Raw genomic sequence first — 17,950 nt, 5'->3', positions numbered from 1 at the left:
AATGTTCATGAGTGAGAAAGAATAGAGAAAGGGGATTTTTCAGATGAGTGATTGTTTAGTCGTCGTTGGAGCGGGAGTAATGGGGCGGGGAATTGCTTATGTCGCTTCATTAGGTGGTTATTTTGTGAAGCTCGTTGATATGAAACAGGAAATACTTGAGCAAGCAAAAGCAGAAATTAACAAGCTTTATGAGAAAGGAATCTCTCATGGGAAGGTAACGGAAGCTAAGGCAAATGAGGGAAAGGCTAATATTTGTTATGAAACAGAGTTGGAAATAGCAGTAAAAGATGCCACGATTGTTATTGAGGCAGTACCTGAAGTGAAAGAAATAAAAAAGAAAATATTTGAAAAAATTGATCGTGCTGCATCAAGGGACTGTGTGTTTGCCACAAATACATCGACGATGAGCCCAACGGAAATAGCTTCATATACAACCAAACCAGATTTAGTCATTGCCATGCATTTTTTTAATCCAGTTCATAAAATGCCACTGATTGAAATTATCCGTGGCTTGGAAACAAGTGATGAGACAGCTGAATTCGCTGAAAGAGTTGCTCGGAAAATGGGAAAAGAAACAGTGACCATCCATGAATTTCCTGGATTTGTAACAAGCCGTATTAGCTGTTTAGTTGGGAATGAAGCATTTTATATGTTACAGGAAGGACTGGGAACTCCGAAGGAAATCGATAAAGCTATTAAACTGGGATTAAATTATCCGATGGGACCGTTTGAGTTAGGAGATTTAGTCGGCTTAGATACAAGACTTCATAATCTCCGCTATTTACATCAAACATTAGGTGATAAATATCGTCCCGCACCACTTCTAGAACAATATGTAAAAGCTGGGAGATTAGGACGTAAAACAGGAAAGGGCGTTTACAACTATGAAGGAGAGGGAGATGAATGAAAGAAGTTGTCATTGTTGATGCAGTAAGAACCCCAATCGGCCGATATAATGGTTCTTTAAAATTTGTACGTCCGGATGATTTAGCGCAAGCGGTAGTAAAAGAGATCATAGATAGACAGCCAAAACTGCCGGTAGAAGCAATTGAAGAAGTCATTATTGGAAATGCTAATGGTGCAGGAGAAGAAAATAGAAATGTCGCTCGCATGGCTGCACTACTTGCTGGACTTCCTGTTCATGTAACCGGCACAACAGTGAATCGCCTTTGCGGCTCAGGTTTGGATGCAGTTAACATGGCAGCACGAGCGATTATGGTTGGGGATGGGGACATTTATATAGCTGGAGGAACAGAGAGCATGACAAGAGCTCCATTTGTTCTGTCCAAACCTGAATTGGGATTTTCACGAGGGAATAAGACATTAATTGACACTACCATTGGCTGGCGTTTCATTAATCCAAAGCTGGAAGCAATGTATGGTGCTGATTCCATGCCGCAAACTGCAGAAAATGTAGCAAAACGATTTAATATAACGAGAGAGGAACAAGATGATTTTGCCTATGATAGTCAAATGAAGGCGAAAAAGGCATTAGAAGCGGGAAGGTTTAGCGATGAACTCATTCCGGTTACGTATACGCTCAAAGGGGAGGAAATTACGGTCGATAAAGATGAGCATCCACGTCCAACAACAACCCGTGAAAAATTAGCCAGCTTAAAGCCATTATTTACAGGAGGAACGGTTACAGCGGGTAATGCTTCAGGAATAAATGATGGAGCATCGGCATTGTTATTAATGAGTAAAGAAAAAGCGGAACAATTAGGTATCGAGCCTATGGTACGCTACATAGCGAGTGGAACTGTCGGACTTGAACCTGCCATCATGGGACTTGGACCTATTGAAGCAACTAAAAAAGCATTGCAACGAGCCAATTTAGAAGTAGCAGAGCTTGAATTAGTCGAATTAAATGAAGCATTTGCATCACAGGCACTTGCATGTATAACACAACTTGAGCTGAATCCCGATATCGTAAATGTAAATGGAGGAGCGATCGCATTTGGTCATCCACTAGGAGCAAGCGGATCGAGAATCCTCACGACATTAGTGCATGAAATGTGCCGCAGGGATGCTAAGTATGGTCTTGCCACGATGTGTATCGGTGTAGGCCAAGGGATTGCAACTATTGTTGAAAAGATGTAAAAGGAAGGAGTGTAGGAATGAGTCATGTTTTATTGGAAAAGAAGGAACGAATTGCCTATATTACAATGAATAGACCCGAAGTATTGAACTGTTTTAATTATTGTACATTGCTAGAGTTAGAGGAAGTGATAGAAGATTTGTCGATCGATCAGAATATACGAATTGTGGTCATTACAGGAAGCGGTGATAAAGCCTTTAGTGCAGGAGCGGATTTAAAAGAGCGCAGACATTTAGAAAAGAAAGAAGTAATCCGGAATGTAAAAAAGATTAGTTCTGTGTTTGAACAGGTTGCAAACTTACCTCAACCGTCGATTGCATTAATAAATGGATATGCATTTGGTGGAGGTTTTGAACTTGCGCTTGCTTGTGACTTTCGTATATCCGTTTCTTATGCGACAATGGGACTAACGGAAACAAGTATGGGAATCATTCCTGGTGCTGGTGGTACGCAGCGACTCCCAAGGTTAATAGGACAGGCGAGAGCAATGGAGTTGATTTTAACTGCGAAACGAATATCTGCGGAGGAAGCTTTTGCGTATGGTCTCGTTAACAAGGTGGTAGAGCCGAAAGAACTTTTAGAAAGCTGTGAATTATTTGCGGAATCGATTATGAACAATGCTCCAATTGCAGTTCAGCAAGCAAAATTTGCGATTCAAAATGGGATGAACACGGATCTAAAAACAGGGATGAAACTAGAAGAGAATGCATACCGATTGACGATTCCAACAAAAGATCGAATAGAAGCACTTGCAGCATTTAATGAAAAAAGAGCTCCCCAATTCATTGGTGAATAATATCTATTGCTGCATCGAAAGCGATATCCGTTTTTACATGATGAATATGTTTTATAAAATAACGTCATCTCGTTTATGTGCTAGAAACGGATCTTATTATGATAGGTCAACATCGGCTCAAATGTAAAGGAAGACTGAATAAACAGCGGGCTTGCCGCTCAGGCGTCAGCATACCCTGTTACAGGGGCATGGTTCGTTTATCTCGTCAGAAGTTCTCCAGTTTGTATGCCGCTAACCAGGTGTTTTTAGTTTTTTCGTTTCACAGAACGTGTTTATTCCATTATGAATCGTTACACAACAAAAAAATAGAGGATTTAACAGATAAAAAGGATGATCAAAATGCAAAAAAAACTGAATACACGTTCGATGATTTTTACATTGTTTGGCGACTATATTCGTTACTATGGTAATGAAATATGGATGGGGAGTCTGATTAAACTATTGGAACCGTTTCATCATAATGAGCAATCTGTACGATCAGCTATTTCTCGAATGAGTAAGCAAGGGTGGGTTGTTAGTCGTAAAGAGACCAACAAAAGCTATTATTCATTAACCGAGCGAGGAAAGAAAAGAATGGAAGAAGCGGCCGGTCGTATCTATAGAATTGAGCCGGAGAAGTGGGACGGGAAATGGCGTATGCTTCTATACAATATTCCTGAAGAAAAAAGGCAAATTAGAGACGAGTTGCGAAAAGAGTTGATTTGGAGCGGGTTTGGTTTACTATCCAATGGGGTTTGGATTACACCTAATAATTTAAAAGAGCAGATTTACGACATTATTGATAAATACGAGATTAAAGAATTTGTTTATTTTTTTGAAGCTGAAAATGAAGGATTTCAAGCTAACCAACAAATTATACGTAGTTGTTGGGATATTGACCATATTAATAACCTGTATCAAAAATTTATTTATGCCTATGAAAATAAAATGATTGAAAACTGTAAGAAAATAGAACAGGGTCAAATGAGTGATAAAGAATGTTTTGTAGAGCGAACTTTACTAGTTCACTATTACCGTAAATCACTGTTTGTCGACCCAGGTATTCCGAAAGAATTGTTACCTAAAAAATGGTTAGGAGAATATGCAGCAAAATTATTTAATGATTATTATAAAATTCTTGCCGCAAAGGCGAATACTTTTTTTGAGGAAATTTACCTGGCTGGTTATAGTAATCACGAAAAGCAGACGGTATCGAAATAATTAGTAATTCTAGGGCAGGGAGTGATTAGTTGGGCAATGTACTGACAGAACGGCTGAATATAGATCATCCTATTATACAAGGAGGAATGGGAAACATAAGTGACCCGGGTCTTGCAGCGGCTATTTCCAATGCTGGTGGATTAGGAACAATAGGTGCAGGGAATATGTCACTGCATGAAGTTTCGGCTAAAATTAACGAAACGATAACAAGAACTTCTATGCCATATTGTGTAAATGTTCCTATATCTGTTCATCCGAATCCTGAACAATTGGTGCAAGAACTAATCGATTTAAAAGTTCCGGTAGTTTCGTTATCAGCAGGTAATCCTTCTCCATTTATTTCTTTGCTTAAACAGCATAATATTATCGTTATCTGTGTTTCTTCAACTGTACGACAAGCGAAAAAAGCTGAATCTGCAGGAGCGGATATTATTGTCTGCGAAGGGTATGAAGCGGCTGGTATTAATGCGCTAAATGAAAGTACTACAATGACTCTCATTCCTCAAGTTGTTGAAAAGGTAAATGTACCGGTTGTGGCAGCAGGTGGTATTGCTGATGGAAAGGGTCTTGCCGCTGCTTTGTCACTAGGTGCAATGGGTGTACAAATGGGGACCCGTTTTATTGCTACGAAAGAAGCGCCTTTTCATGACATATATAAACAGGCAATTATCGAAGCAACTGATGAATCAACAGTTATTGTCGGTAGAAGGTACAATCGCATTCGTAGGTTAATGAAAACTTCGTATGCTAATAAGTTGGTGGAAATTGAAAAAGAAAATGATTGCCCACAATTATTTTTGGAAAAGACAACCGAAGAGCATCACAAAGCAGGGGCGTTATTAGGCGACCCTGAAAATGGTTTTATGAATGGTGGGCAAATAGCCGGGTTAATTAATGATTGCCCCACTGTAAACGAATTAATAGAAACCATGGTAGCAGAGGCTAAACAAATTTTAAAGCTCAGTCTGGATAAAGTATAGTGAATGGAACCGAGTGTTTTTACTTTCATTATAAATACTCGGTTATACCTCACTTTAAAATATTAATTGGAAAGAAAAAAGGATAATACTGCTCAATTATAAAAAGTAGGTGCTATAAAATTTCATCTGCAAGAGGTTATAATAAAGAAAGACAAAGAGACCGAGAAAGGTTATTTTAAAAGAATAAGAAAGTATAAACTTAGGTGCTTATGGATAATGAAATAACCGAATCGTCACGTCCAGCTCCATCGCCCAGCATCTAGGCGACTTAGAAATGCGCCCTACGATAAGGCATCATCGGTTCGTCCCTAAGAGGAAGGCCGACTAAACACGGGCTTGCCGCTCAGGCGTCGGCATACCCCTGTTTTTAGTGGCATGATTCCTTTATCCCGTAAAAAGGCGTTGTAGACTCCCACTTCAAGAATGGAAGATGTGAGCTGAACAAGTCGAAGCGGGAGGTAACAGCACCTAAATCCCCGATTCGTTCAAGGGCCTTTAGGTCATACCCTGGTGGTACTACAATCAGCGGGGATGAAGAAAACCCCGCTGATGGAAGGTTCACTTTATCTTTCGTTGATTCGTTCCATTCGCTACGTTGCTAAACGGGCGCCCCGCGCCTTTGTTCCACTATAGGAAATAGGAAAGTATAAGATTTTTTTGGTTTATCGTATAAGAAAAATGCTTATTATCTTTGAAGGAATAGATACGTATTATAGAGAGCCTTCAATAGTAAAAGTCCAAAATCTAAAGCTCGTAATTTACTGTTTATTAACTTTGGTATAGGGGTTAAGTCAAATTATTATAGAACGGAACTGGGAGGGAGACCTCCCAACAGTAACATGTTATGTTTCAAATATTTGCTTGAAGTCTTTTCCTTTTTGTACATATGTATCGATTGATAATTGAATAAGTTCAAGGTCTTTTGTGGATACTTCACGAACGACTTTACCCGGGGAGCCGACAACAAGGGAACGAGGCGGGATGTTTTTCCCTGGTGGTATAAGCGTGTTTGCTCCAATAATGCATTCTTCACCAATTTCTACATGATCTAATATGGTTGATCCCATTCCAATAATGGATCTTTTTCCCACTTTACACCCATGCAGAATAACATTATGTCCAACCGTAACCTCATCATCGACAATGACAGGACAGCCTGCAAATAAATGAATAGTAGAATTGTCTTGAATACTACATTTTTCTCCTATTGTTATCGAATCTTCATCCCCTCGTAACACTGCATTGAACCAAATAGTAGATTCTTTGCCAATGGTTATATCTCCAATTAAATATGCACCCGGAGCTACGAAAACGCTATCATGAATGGATGGTTCACGATGGTTGTATGGAATGTTCAACGTCTCACCTCTTTGAAAATTTAGTTTATTTTCTCTATTTTAACATTTTGGAATGGATTTTGAAATGATTTCGATAAATGAAAGGTAAGACTCACAATTTCTTTTTCCTCTTTGAAACGCGCACTTAATCCACGAAATTTCCAAAAAGGTTTCTGTTTGCTAACATATACGATATGATAAAAAAGGTAGAGTTTGGATTAATTTTTAAGGAGGCAAACAACGATGTTTAAAAAGATTGCAAGTGATGCATTAGGATTAAGTGACATTGGCAAGATTATTTCTCCAGAGGATTTTGATAAGACGGAATCTGATGATTATGTGCTGCATGAGGAAGGGGAAAAAATTCACTTTCTTATCAAGTCGAAATCGGATGAATACTGCTTCACCAATCGTGCTTTGATTCATCTTGATGGAGAAAAAGCGACGAGCAGCAAGCGTAATATTTATCGATATGATTATTACAAATACCCAATTAGTAATGTATCCGTAGAGACAGCTGGCACTGTTGATTTAGATTTAGAAATTAAGTTTTCAATTGGTAAGCAGACGGTTTCTGTGGATATCAGTAAAAAAGAAGGGGAAGCGATTGCAGACTTATATAAATCATTAGTAACGATTTCTCACATCCAAGATACGAATGACCGAAAGAAAAAATTTGCCAAGGATAGTTTACAAGTCTCGCAATCTTTATTTAATGATAATCGATTCCAAGAAGGGGTCATCTCTAAAGAATTTGCGGAAGCTACAAAATTTGCATTTGAATGGTATACAGCGACATATGATGAAAACACACAAAAGGATTTTGGAGAAGTATTTGATAAATATATTCAAAATTAATAGGGAAGTTTTCATTAAGATTAATTCGAAAAGTAGTTTTAAGTAGTAGAGTTACTTATAGAATTGTTTAACAGAATAATTCCAGAAGCACTTTATTCATCAAATTTGCTCCCCTTTAGATAGATTAAGCTCTATGAACTGGAAGGGGAGTTTTTTTGTATCTAATAAACGGCTTTCCCAAAACAAAAGTGTAACATATTATCGGCTTATGAAGATTGAAGAAAGCTAATTTTTGTGGGAAAGTATAGCATTATTGTATACACGGTTGTTGACTGGCTTGCAATACATAAGTATAATAAACTAAATTAAAATGATTATAATATTAAAAATATAATAAAAATAAGGGTGCAAGCGCCCGTTTAGCAACGTCGTGAATGGAACGAAACAACGGAGATAAAGGAATCATGCCCCTGCCTAGATCGAGTTTACCTGCAAAGCGATCGAAAAGCTGTTGCCCCGGTCAAGTTTTCCTGCAATTAAGCGAATCTATTGCGGAATCGAATATAGCCATAACCCGAGATTGTCCCTGATACAGCACATGCCCAGCTAAATCGAGCATGCCGGTCTCCGAAGCTAGCAAGAGCTGCGCTCGATCGAACACAGCTCTTCAAATCATAGAACCCATCTATACCTAACAAATGGGTTAGATCTTATTTGGTTTTTCCCTCAGCAAAGGCGATATCAGCTGGAACATGCTCTCCTTGGTATACTTGTTTAAATGCATTAGGTGTGTAATTCGTTTCTTTTTTAAAAATCCGACTAAAATAGGTGAGATCGAGATAGCCGACTTGCTCGGCTATCTCTGTGACGGTTAAGTCCGTTGTTCGCAACAGCTTTTTGGCCTGTTCTATTCGGTAATGGCGTAAGTAGCTCACAAAAGACATGCCAACAGTTTCTTTAAAAAAGCGGCTAACATAACTTTTATTCAGATGCATAAATCGTGCCAACGAGTCTAAATTAATTTCTTCATGGTAATGTTCATGCACATATTGCATCATTTGAGCAGCACTTTCTTTTATCGTATCTGTAACCGATTTACGTTCATAATGCAATAAAGAAACTTGATTTAATGCTAATATTGCCCGGTGGATGGCGGACTTGCATTCCTCAGCTTTTAAAGGTTTTACTAGGTAGTCGACAGCCCCGCAGCGAATTGCGGTTTGAATATGTTTAAAGTTTTCTTCATTATCAAGCAAGATAACTTTAATGTTAGGATGACGTTTTACGATATTTGTTTTATATTGGAAAATTTCGTCGCTTGACTCACTAACATCTAAAATCAACATATCAGGTTGTTGTTCCAATGAGCGTGTGTACGCTTCTTCGGCAGACAAAGCATCGTCGAGAAATGTTACATTAAAAAAATGCTCGGAAAAGATTTGTTTTAATAAAATACGGTCGGCTTGTTCAGGGCTAGCTAATAATACGCGACACATAATATCACCTCTTTTAACAGTATTCTCACTGACGGTTTTCAAAAAACAGGAAGCCGACAGGGAGGATTGCTTTACTAGAATGCTATAAATTAGGGTATGCACTCTGATTTCTCAAGTAACTAAAAAGGAATTGTCAGTACGCTATGTTTCAGATCCTAACTCTCAGTAAAAGATTAATAAGTTTATTTTATCTTTATATTGACGCCTATATTCCCTTCAAAAAGTTTTAGCGATGCGCTTCAGTTCTTAAAAACATATATCTCACTATAAGTATAACATGATCATAATGGTAATATTATCCTGATTGTTCCAAGGCTATTGTGAATAAATGAACAAATATCAAAATTATCCAAAAACAAACACAAATAGTCCTAACGATATTTTTGTAAACGCTTTATTATAGGGGTATAGGAAATAAATGAAAAGGGGATGGCAAACATGGCTATTAATCTAGCGCAAGAAACAGTGCAAAAATATGAGGTAGAGACGCTGATTCAAAAAGCGAAGCATGCCCAAAAAATATATACTAGCTTCACCCAGGAACAAGTAGATGAAATTGTTAAAGCTGTATCCGCGCAATTAACAGAAGCTGCAGAGGACTTAGCATTTAAAGCACATACAGAAACAGGCTTTGGTAATGTGAAAGATAAAACGACGAAGAACTTATTTGCTAGTCAGCAAGTATACGAAAGTATAAAAGATGAACCAACTGTAGGTATTATCCATCGTGACGAAGTGAATAAAGTGATTGAGGTTGGTGTACCAATGGGAGTCATCGCAGCACTTGTTCCAGTAACGAACCCAACATCGACCGTTATTTTTAAAACATTAATTGCTTTAAAGACAAGAAATGCAATTGTGTTGTCACCACATCCAAAAGCTGTCAATTGTATTGTTGAGGCTGCTCGTTTAGTGGAGGAAGCAGCAGTGAATGCTGGTGCTCCCAAAGGTTTAGTTCAAGTAATAGAGTCACCGAGTTTGGAGAGGACACAAGCGTTAATGCAACATGATGATACGGCATTAATATTAGCTACTGGTGGCGGTCCTATGGTAAAAGCTGCTTATTCCTCAGGCAACCCTGCAATTGGCGTAGGTCCGGGTAATGGTCCTGCGTTTATTGAAACATCAGCCAATGTGAAAGAAGCAGTTGATCGAATTATTACTAGTAAAACATTCGATCACGGTACGATCTGTGCTTCAGAGCAATCCATTATTGTTGAAAAAAGCATCAAAGATGAAGTTGTTCAAGAATTGAAAAAGCGCCATGCTTACTTTATGAATCAAGAAGAATCAGAGAAGGTTTCCCACTTTATTATGCGTGAAAATGGGACGATGAATCCGCAAATCGTTGGAAAACCTGTAACTGAAATTGCTAAACTATGTGGAATTATTATTCCTGCTGATACTACCGTACTCGTTTCTGAGGAAACTACAATTGGTCCTGACAACCCGTATTCACGTGAAAAATTAACGCCAATCCTAGCAATGTACACAGTTGACGATTGGGACGAAGGTGTTGTTATTTGTAATACAATTTTAGAAAATGAAGGCGCTGGGCATACAGCAATGTTGCATACAACGAATGATGATCTAGTACAGGATTTCGGCTTACGTATAAAAGCATCCCGTATTCTAATTAACACACCAGGTACTTTTGGTGGAATTGGTTTTTCCACCAACCTTGCTCCTTCTTTAACACTAGGATGTGGCGCTATCGGGGGAAGCAGTATTACAGATAACGTGAGTGTTCGTCAGTTAATGAATATTAATCGCGTTGCTTATAATAAGTAAATTCGTTAAATTAAAGAAGCATCTAGACTTCGTGACATGCGAAGTTTGGGTGTTTTTTTGTTGTATAAGAAAGCACCATGGATCGCCAAGAGCGCAAGCCACCATCTATGATGAAAAATTTTGCTTTATAATGTTTAGATTCTTGAAATACTACCTAAAATAAATAAGTTATATAATGGTAAATCGCGTTTTTTTCATACAAAAGTATAAAATTAGATGCTTGGAGATAACGAAATAACCGAATACCCACGTCCGGCGCATGAGCCCAGCAACGATGCGACTTTAGAAATGCGCCCTACGATAAGGCATCATCGGTTCGTCGCTAAGGGGAAGGCCGACTAAAAACGGGCTTGCCGCTCAGGCGTCGGCATACCCCAGTTTTAGTGGCATGATTCCTTTATCTTTAGTTGATTCGTTCCATTCGCTACGTTGCTAAGCGTGCGCCCCGCGCCTTTGTTCGTTCTAAGGACATATAAATGTATTATGCATATGTATATTAGATTCATGATAATTTTCCACCAAAATACCTACTCTACTTATTGCTCTTGCTCAGATTTAACTATCTCTATTCTAACAACTTACATCTCATCCACGTTTCCAACTTCATTTTTGACAAACTTTAGAATGTTTTTTTATAAGTTTCCCATATGAGAAGTAACCGAATTATAAAAGTCTATCTATACAAGATTTACATATGACAAAAGACTTGTTTATCTATATTTATTTAGTCTTTTAGAACTATATATTATTATGATTTCTTAACAAAATATACAAATATACTAGGTCTTTAGACTTATGATTGCGCTTTCATTTTAGTTTGTGTTTAGAAATTGTTGATAAAATATGGAAACAGTGAATTAAATTTGAATAGTTGGAGGAGTTATTATGAAGGCAATTCTTGTTGATGACGAAAAGTTAGCGTTAGATTATTTGGAACAACAAATTAATAAGGTTGGTAGAGTAGAAGTTATTGGAAAATTTACTAATCCGGTACATGCTCATGAAAGTATCCTTAAAGAAGATGTGGATGTGCTATTTTTAGATATCCAGCTACCAGAAATTAATGGAATGCGTTTGGCAGAGAAGGTTTTGGAAAATAAGCCCAATTTGACAATAGTATTTGTAACGGCTTATGACAAGTATGCTGTAAAAGCATTTGAGCTTAATGCAGTAGATTATTTACTTAAACCGATTCCATTTGATCGTTTGAAAAAGACGGTAGAACGGATAGAAAATCAATATAATCAGCAATCAACTATCAAAGAAACTTCACCACTTTATGTAAATGTACTTGGCCAGTTTTCAGTTGAAACGGTAAGAGGACAACCTGAATTTGTATCTTGGCGGACTAAAAAAGCAGCAGAGTTATTTTTATATTTACTGCATCAAAAAGGAAAAATGGTGAGGAAATCATTTTTAATTGACTTGCTTTGGCCAGATGTAGAGTTGGAACGGGCAAGTGCTTTGTTATACACGATGATTTATTACGTACGAAAAACATTAAGGAAATATCAGAAACATTTGAGATTAGAAAATGTTTCTGATGGTTATGTCTTGGAAACAGAGAATATTATCCTTGATTTTAATGAATGGAAGGAAAAGATAAAAACATTACCTCCACTTAGCCAAACGTCGATTAATGCTTATATTCAAGTAATGTCCTTATATAAGGGAGGCTATTTACAAGGATACGATTTTTGGTGGGCAGAATCGGAACGTTATTATTGGGAACAGATTTGGTTAACGAAGGCTATGGAGATAGCAAGATTTTATCAAGATAACCATGACATAGCAGGAGCAAAACTGTGGTATAATCATATTTGTAAATATTATCCAGAAATGGAAAAATCTCATTTTGCTTTAATGAAAATTTATGCATTTGAAGATAACCCAGCACTTGTTCACCAACAATATGAATCCTTGAAAACTTACTTACAAGATGAACTGGGAGTACAACCAAACAGTGAAATTGTGGCATGGTATGAAGCGTGGAAAAACGGGAAGTTAGCATCTTCATATAATTAATAGTTATTGCTAGCGCATTAATAAAGCAAGTAGTTCATTTTATTATTCAATGAGGGAATAGAGAACTTTCCTCATTGAATAATAATTAATATCATTAATGCCTATATGGATAACATCTGAAGCTATTCTAATACAAAATTACATTGGTAAATTACCATTTTTGCTTGGAGTCCTTGATGCAAATAGCAAACTTTATAAAATTGCCATCACTAACTCAGATGTTCTTTCCGTCTAGGTTAAAATGCAATCTTTTTTGTTCTAGAAGTGTAATCTTTTATTTTATTTCATAATTACACAAATTTTCAGGTCAATATCTATTCTTTGTTTCAAAGTCAGCAGTTTTTTTCAAAATTTGGGAATTGCCGAATTGGTAGTTTTATTTTCTATGCCGTAGATGCTCTTCGGATGATTGGTGACATGCGTATGGATTTTAAAAAGAAGAAACAAGAAGCGAAGTATAGTACAAGTAAAACAGAGATTTCTATTTTCTCCGCACACCCTTTTTCGAAATGTTTATTTGTTGTTAAGGTTCAACAACTAAGATAATAACATGTTTTGAAAAGGGGGGGTGTGGAAGTTGAAAAAATCTTGGAAGATAGTGTCGATGTTTCTTGTATTCTTATTACTACTAACTCAAATGCAGCATCCAATGACAGCTTTCGCTAAAGCGGAACTAGAAAGCCAGTTGAAGTTGAACATTCAAACGACTGATGAAGCTACTTTAACAGAAGCAGTTGTTCACGTATTTGGAAGTGCTGAACTAGAAAATATTAAAATCAAGCTTCCTGTTAATACTTCGTACAATAAAAAACAATCGGAAGCTCTACAACAAAAAGGTATTACAGTAGCATACGATTCCAAACAGCATGAATTATTGTTCACTCGAACTACTGACTTACAAGAGTGGCAAACAAAGTTTGTGTTATCAGATTTACAACATGAGGAAAACAGTTTAATTCTTACAGGAATAATTAACAATCAAGATGTAATTGAAAAGAGGCTTACTTTCCATGTCGACTTGGACACCGATAAACAAAAACACTCGCCAGAGAAAAATGAAGTAACCACACAGGAACAAAGTAAGAAAACAGTTGAGAATAGCTCTGCTAAAGACAAAATGAAAGAGGATGAAGGAAAAGAGGATAAATCTCCAAAGAAAAATACAACGCAAGAAGATAAACAACATGAAATTTCCTCTCAGACTTTCTCGCGACAGAAGGTTAGTAACAAACCTCCAATTCAATCCACTTGGCCAGAACCTGGTTCTTTGAAGTTAAATAAAGAAGCTACGGAGACGGATGAATATGCAGAGTGGGAAGTTGAATTGACTGTAGAAGGGAAAGATTTAAAGCGTAGCTCAGATATTGTTCTCGTATTTGATCGATCCAATAGCATGGTTCCAAGTAGACTTAAGAAAGCAAAGCTTGCTGCTAATCAGTTTGTTGATCAATTATTAGTAGAAAATGCAACAACTAGAATCGCATTAGTTCCCTTTGCCAGTAAATCCGATCCATATACGGGTTTTATAGGTTATAACAGTAAAACAAGAATAAAAAATGCAATTAATGCAATTAGAGTTACTGGGGGAAATGACGGAGGAACGAATATTCAAGCAGGGCTTCATCAGGCGCAGAAACTATTGGATACTCATAGTAATGCAGATCGGAAAACTATTGTTCTACTAAGTGATGGAGAGCCGACTTTTAGTTTTATGGCTAGAAATGCAGAAGCCTACGCTTGGCCTAATAATAAATATAATTTTATTTTGTCTGATTTTGATTATAATTCCCGAATAGGAAGAGGAAATTCATACGGATTAGGTTGGCGAGATCGTTATAGGTTAGGTTGGTATAGAGTAGAAACCAATGGAATCGCAACTATCTCTGAAGCAGCCCATATTATAAATTCCGGTTTGGATATTTATTCTATCGGTCTGGAAGTCGGCCGAAACAGAGATGCAAGATATGTGCTTCATAATAGCCAAAATAAAGGATATTATGAAGGCGGTGAAGATGATTTAAGACAAATCTTTGCAGAAGTTGCAAAAGGCTTGTCAAGTTATGCTGCAAATGGCGCTGTTGTAACGGACCCTATAGGGAAAATGTTTAACTTAGTAAAAGACGGCAGTTATCGTGGGCAAAATTTTGCTGCAAGCCACGGAGAGGTAAACTGGGATGACGCCAACGAAACGTTTACGTGGGATATTGGTGATATTAAAGAGAATGAAACTTACACGTTAAAGTATAAAGTGACTATTGATTGGGATGAAAATCCGAAAGGGAATGAGGTGTATCCAACTAATGGAGATACACCGCTAAACTATACGGAACCAAATGGAAACCCACAAACGAAGCCATTCCCTATTCCAAAAGCAGGAATTGATAAAGGAAAGATTATCAAACAAGGCTATCGTGTAAATGTTGATGGGCAGCCAGTTGATAAGGACGGCAATATCGTTTCTGACCCATCAGAAGCAGAGCAATTTTATGAAGAAGTTCATAAAGAAGATGGGGAAGAAGAATTAAAATTTAATGAAGCCTATCAAGTAATAGCGAATGATATAGCTGATTATACATTACGCGTAGGTAATCATTCAGAGCGTATCGATCTACAACCAGATAAGCCAATAGAAACAGTTTGGTTCGGCTATGTTAAAGCGACAGATCTGATTGCTGGTGACGTGACAGCAGAATATGTTGATGAAAAAGGTAATCAGATAGCGAATAGTGAGGTTTTCAGCGGTGAAATCGGCGATACGTATACAACGAAGCAAAAGAATATTCCAGGATATACCTTTGTCAAAGTAGATGAGGAAGGTGCTCCTGCAACTGGAAAGTTCCAAAAAGAAGCGCAAATTGTCCGTTATATATATAAGCAAAAGCTTGGTACAATAACCATTCAGAAAGTGGATGAACACGGTAAAGCATTGCAGGGGGCTACATTTGAATTAAAAGGCAATAAAGGACAAGAGATCGAATCTCAGACAACGAACGAAGATGGACTAGCTACATTTGAAAATTTACCGTGGGGGAAGTACGAACTTGTAGAAACAAAGGCTCCAGAAGGTTACCGTTTGTTAAATAAGCCGCTAGGTGTAGAAATAACTGGAGAAAATCTCCATGAAGAGCTAGAAGTAGAAAATAGCAAAAATAGTTGGCTCTTACCTGATACTGGTGGGATAGGTACTCTTTTATTTTATGGGTTTGGAGCGGCATTCATGCTAGCAGCTATCCTCCTTTTATTGCGAAAAAAGAAGGCGGCTCAACCACCAAAAGAATAAACCTTATCCATACATTGCTTTAAGGTGGTGATAAATCTAAGCAGCAATCCTTATTAAAAAGATAAAGTTACTAGTATTAATATATGATTGAAGAGAGGGGAAGAATAGATGAACGTAACAAAGAAAAAGACATTGCATCTTGCATTAATTTTTACTTTAATTCTATCCTTGTTACTTCCGCAGGCAGCATTTGCCAAAGAGGTTAAAGGGGATGAGAACAATCCGTCATTAACTATTCATAAATTCGAACAAGAACCAGGAACAGCACCTGGTGAAGAAGGAACGGGTTTACCTGGGCAAAATGCAGATGGAACGCCAGTAGATGGTGTTACATTTACGTTAAAGCAAACGCATCAATATAATCCAGAAAATGATAAATGGACAGAAGTAGCTGATGGAAAAAAGATAGAAAAGGAGACGGCTTCTAATGGAATAGTAGTTTTTACAAAAGGAGATGGGTTGGAGCTAGGTCGTTATGAAGTGACAGAAACGGACGGACCAGCAGATGTTATTTTAAATCCCGATCCATTTTATGTGGATGTTCCAATGACTGGTAAAGATCGGACTACATTAAACTATGATGTTCACGTGTATCCAAAGAACGAAACAGTTCGTTCTGGTGAAGTAGCGTTAATCAAGAAGGATGCAGATGGTAGACCGCTAGAAGGTGTAGGATTTACTCTCTACCATGAAGATGGCAGCCGAGTGAAGGACAAAAATGGAAATATTATTAGTGAGTTAACTACAAATGCTGAAGGAAAGCTAGCTATTGAAGGGCTAGAGCAAGGAAAGTATTATTTCCAAGAAACAACTGCACCAAAAGGATATGCATTAAATACAACCAAAATTCAATTTGAAGTTAAAAAGTCTGGAGAGAAGCTACAAGATGTAGTAGTGGAATGGACACCAGTAGCTGGAATTGCTAATGACAAAGGGGAAGTAACGAACTACAAAAAGCCGGTAGTGAATAAAGATGTAGAGGGAAAAAAGCAGGTAGATATGGATCGTAATAAAGAATATAAATATAATATTACGATCAATACACCAAAAGACATTCATAAATATAAAGCACTAGGTGTTACCGATACATTAGATAACCGCCTAGAATTTATTACTAATGGTAGTATTGCCGATGGATGGGATGTATCTGGAACAGATAAATCCAACATTACCTTTACGCAAGAGGGGCAGAAACTAATCTGGGAAGTCAAAGACTTAAGCAGGCTCAAGCCAGGTAAAGATGTGACCATTACATTTACTGCAAAAATTAAGCCAGATGCTGAATTAGAAGCTGGAGAAACTGGTATTGAAAACACTGCTGATCTACATTTTAACAACAATAAAGGTTCTTACACGAAACCAATTGATCCAAACAACCCAGATCCGTACGAACCATATGAACCAGAAGATCCAGATAATCCAGGAAATAATCCAAACGATCCGAATAATCCTGAACCTAAGCCAGAAGACCCGACAACTCCAGAAGAACCACCTGTAGTGGTACCTACAGAAGGTGGATTAGAGATAATTAAAGTGGATGCTTCTGATAACAATGTAAAACTAAAAGGTGCAGAGTTTAAATTAACAGATATGGATGGTAATGTCATCGATACGTCCAACGCTGGGACAGTCGTTGCAGTAAACGGCAAAGCATTCAATGGCAAATTAGAAAACTTAACAACTAGAGAAGATGGTACATTCTCTATTACTGGTCTAACACCAGGAACTTATCAGTTACATGAAACAAAAGCACCAACTTACACAGATAATGGTGAGGAAAAACCATATCGTTTACTATCCAAGCCTGTAGAAGTAAAGGTAGAAAACAACAAAGATCTGAGTTATCAGGTAGAAAACTCAAAATCACTTTGGGAGCTACCATCTACTGGTGGACTTGGAACCATCATATTTACATTAGTTGGTTTAACCTTGATGGGAATAGCACTTGTGCTATATTTCCGTCGCAAAAAACAACAAGCTATCGCATAAATAGCTTGCGTGAGGGGAATAGGAGGGAGCTACGTTCTTTCTCCTATTTTCCATGTGTATTATCTACATTTTTGGAGGATTTAGCGAAATTCCTAAATAATATAACATTATACGAACTCGTATCATTTAAAAAAAAGAGCTTACTATCCTCTAATGTTAC

The 17,950-nt window shown here is 37.4% G+C and carries 12 protein-coding genes; 10 read left to right on the top strand and 2 right to left on the bottom strand.

From position 1 onward, the window contains the following. Positions 1-43: 43 nt before the first annotated feature. From KBP50_RS13940 to KBP50_RS13920, 5 genes are all read left to right on the top strand, one after another. Positions 44-907, top strand: coding sequence for a 3-hydroxyacyl-CoA dehydrogenase (locus KBP50_RS13940; protein WP_050352001.1), 864 nt, complete (start codon positions 44-46; stop codon positions 905-907). Further along, positions 904-2,100, top strand: a complete 1,197-nt coding sequence (locus tag KBP50_RS13935; RefSeq protein ID WP_050352002.1) for a thiolase family protein — start codon at positions 904-906, stop codon at positions 2,098-2,100. Before KBP50_RS13940 ends, KBP50_RS13935 begins: the two co-directional genes overlap by 4 nt. Before the next feature lie 17 nt (positions 2,101-2,117). After that, positions 2,118-2,894, top strand: a complete 777-nt coding sequence (locus KBP50_RS13930) for an enoyl-CoA hydratase-related protein (protein ID WP_050352003.1) — start codon at positions 2,118-2,120, stop codon at positions 2,892-2,894. A gap of 339 nt (positions 2,895-3,233) precedes the next feature. Further along, positions 3,234-4,094, top strand: a complete 861-nt coding sequence (gene paaX, locus KBP50_RS13925; protein WP_050352004.1) for a phenylacetic acid degradation operon negative regulatory protein PaaX — start codon at positions 3,234-3,236, stop codon at positions 4,092-4,094. Between the two features lie 29 nt (positions 4,095-4,123). Continuing rightward, positions 4,124-5,074: an NAD(P)H-dependent flavin oxidoreductase gene (locus tag KBP50_RS13920; protein ID WP_076361961.1), complete on the top strand. Its 951-nt coding sequence runs from the start codon at positions 4,124-4,126 to the stop codon at positions 5,072-5,074. An 842-nt stretch (positions 5,075-5,916) separates the two neighbouring features. Here the strand turns inward: KBP50_RS13920 and KBP50_RS13915 are convergent. Beyond that, positions 5,917-6,432 carry a gamma carbonic anhydrase family protein gene (locus tag KBP50_RS13915; RefSeq protein WP_050352005.1) on the bottom strand — a complete coding sequence of 172 codons (516 nt, stop codon included), beginning with the start codon at positions 6,430-6,432 and terminating at the stop codon, positions 5,917-5,919. 222 nt (positions 6,433-6,654) lie between these two features. Between KBP50_RS13915 and KBP50_RS13910 the strand changes: the two genes are divergently transcribed. Next, complete coding sequence (locus KBP50_RS13910) at positions 6,655-7,269, top strand: PH domain-containing protein (RefSeq protein ID WP_050352006.1); 615 nt, start codon at positions 6,655-6,657, stop codon at positions 7,267-7,269. A 650-nt stretch (positions 7,270-7,919) separates the two neighbouring features. Here the strand turns inward: KBP50_RS13910 and KBP50_RS13905 are convergent. Then, positions 7,920-8,705 (bottom strand): helix-turn-helix domain-containing protein, encoded by a 786-nt coding sequence (locus KBP50_RS13905; RefSeq protein ID WP_050352007.1) that lies wholly within the window; start codon positions 8,703-8,705, stop codon positions 7,920-7,922. Between the two features lie 438 nt (positions 8,706-9,143). Between KBP50_RS13905 and KBP50_RS13900 the strand changes: the two genes are divergently transcribed. The 4 genes from KBP50_RS13900 (at position 9,144) to KBP50_RS13885 (ending at position 17,790) form a co-directional block, all read left to right on the top strand. Continuing rightward, the gene (locus KBP50_RS13900) at positions 9,144-10,496 is read left to right on the top strand and encodes an acetaldehyde dehydrogenase (acetylating) (RefSeq protein WP_050352008.1); all 1,353 of its coding nucleotides are present in this window, start codon (positions 9,144-9,146) and stop codon (positions 10,494-10,496) included. 885 nt (positions 10,497-11,381) lie between these two features. Beyond that, the gene (locus KBP50_RS13895; protein ID WP_050352009.1) at positions 11,382-12,521 is read left to right on the top strand and encodes a response regulator; all 1,140 of its coding nucleotides are present in this window, start codon (positions 11,382-11,384) and stop codon (positions 12,519-12,521) included. 577 nt (positions 12,522-13,098) lie between these two features. Beyond that, complete coding sequence (locus KBP50_RS13890; RefSeq protein ID WP_050352010.1) at positions 13,099-15,801, top strand: adhesive domain-containing protein; 2,703 nt, start codon at positions 13,099-13,101, stop codon at positions 15,799-15,801. 108 nt (positions 15,802-15,909) lie between these two features. Then, positions 15,910-17,790 carry a SpaA isopeptide-forming pilin-related protein gene (locus KBP50_RS13885; RefSeq protein ID WP_050352011.1) on the top strand — a complete coding sequence of 627 codons (1,881 nt, stop codon included), beginning with the start codon at positions 15,910-15,912 and terminating at the stop codon, positions 17,788-17,790. Positions 17,791-17,950: the final 160 nt, after the last annotated feature.

Source organism: Virgibacillus pantothenticus (assembly GCF_018075365.1).
Taxonomy (GTDB): Bacteria; Bacillota; Bacilli; order Bacillales; family Amphibacillaceae; genus Virgibacillus; species Virgibacillus pantothenticus.
The sequence above is the reverse complement of the archived record's forward strand: the minus strand, read 5'-3'. Positions and strand labels throughout refer to the sequence as shown.

What these genes read in the sequence shown, in the direction of transcription:
- KBP50_RS13940 (WP_050352001.1), top strand. Translation starts at nt 44, where the DNA reads ATGAGTGATTGTTTAGTCGTCGTTGGAGCGGGAGTAATGGGGCGGGGA.
- KBP50_RS13935 (WP_050352002.1), top strand. Translation starts at nt 904, where the DNA reads ATGAAAGAAGTTGTCATTGTTGATGCAGTAAGAACCCCAATCGGCCGA.
- KBP50_RS13930 (WP_050352003.1), top strand. Translation starts at nt 2,118, where the DNA reads ATGAGTCATGTTTTATTGGAAAAGAAGGAACGAATTGCCTATATTACA.
- paaX (WP_050352004.1), top strand. Translation starts at nt 3,234, where the DNA reads ATGCAAAAAAAACTGAATACACGTTCGATGATTTTTACATTGTTTGGC.
- KBP50_RS13910 (WP_050352006.1), top strand. Translation starts at nt 6,655, where the DNA reads ATGTTTAAAAAGATTGCAAGTGATGCATTAGGATTAAGTGACATTGGC.
- KBP50_RS13905 (WP_050352007.1), bottom strand. Translation starts at nt 8,705, where the DNA reads ATGTGTCGCGTATTATTAGCTAGCCCTGAACAAGCCGACCGTATTTTA.
- KBP50_RS13900 (WP_050352008.1), top strand. Translation starts at nt 9,144, where the DNA reads ATGGCTATTAATCTAGCGCAAGAAACAGTGCAAAAATATGAGGTAGAG.
- KBP50_RS13895 (WP_050352009.1), top strand. Translation starts at nt 11,382, where the DNA reads ATGAAGGCAATTCTTGTTGATGACGAAAAGTTAGCGTTAGATTATTTG.
- KBP50_RS13885 (WP_050352011.1), top strand. Translation starts at nt 15,910, where the DNA reads ATGAACGTAACAAAGAAAAAGACATTGCATCTTGCATTAATTTTTACT.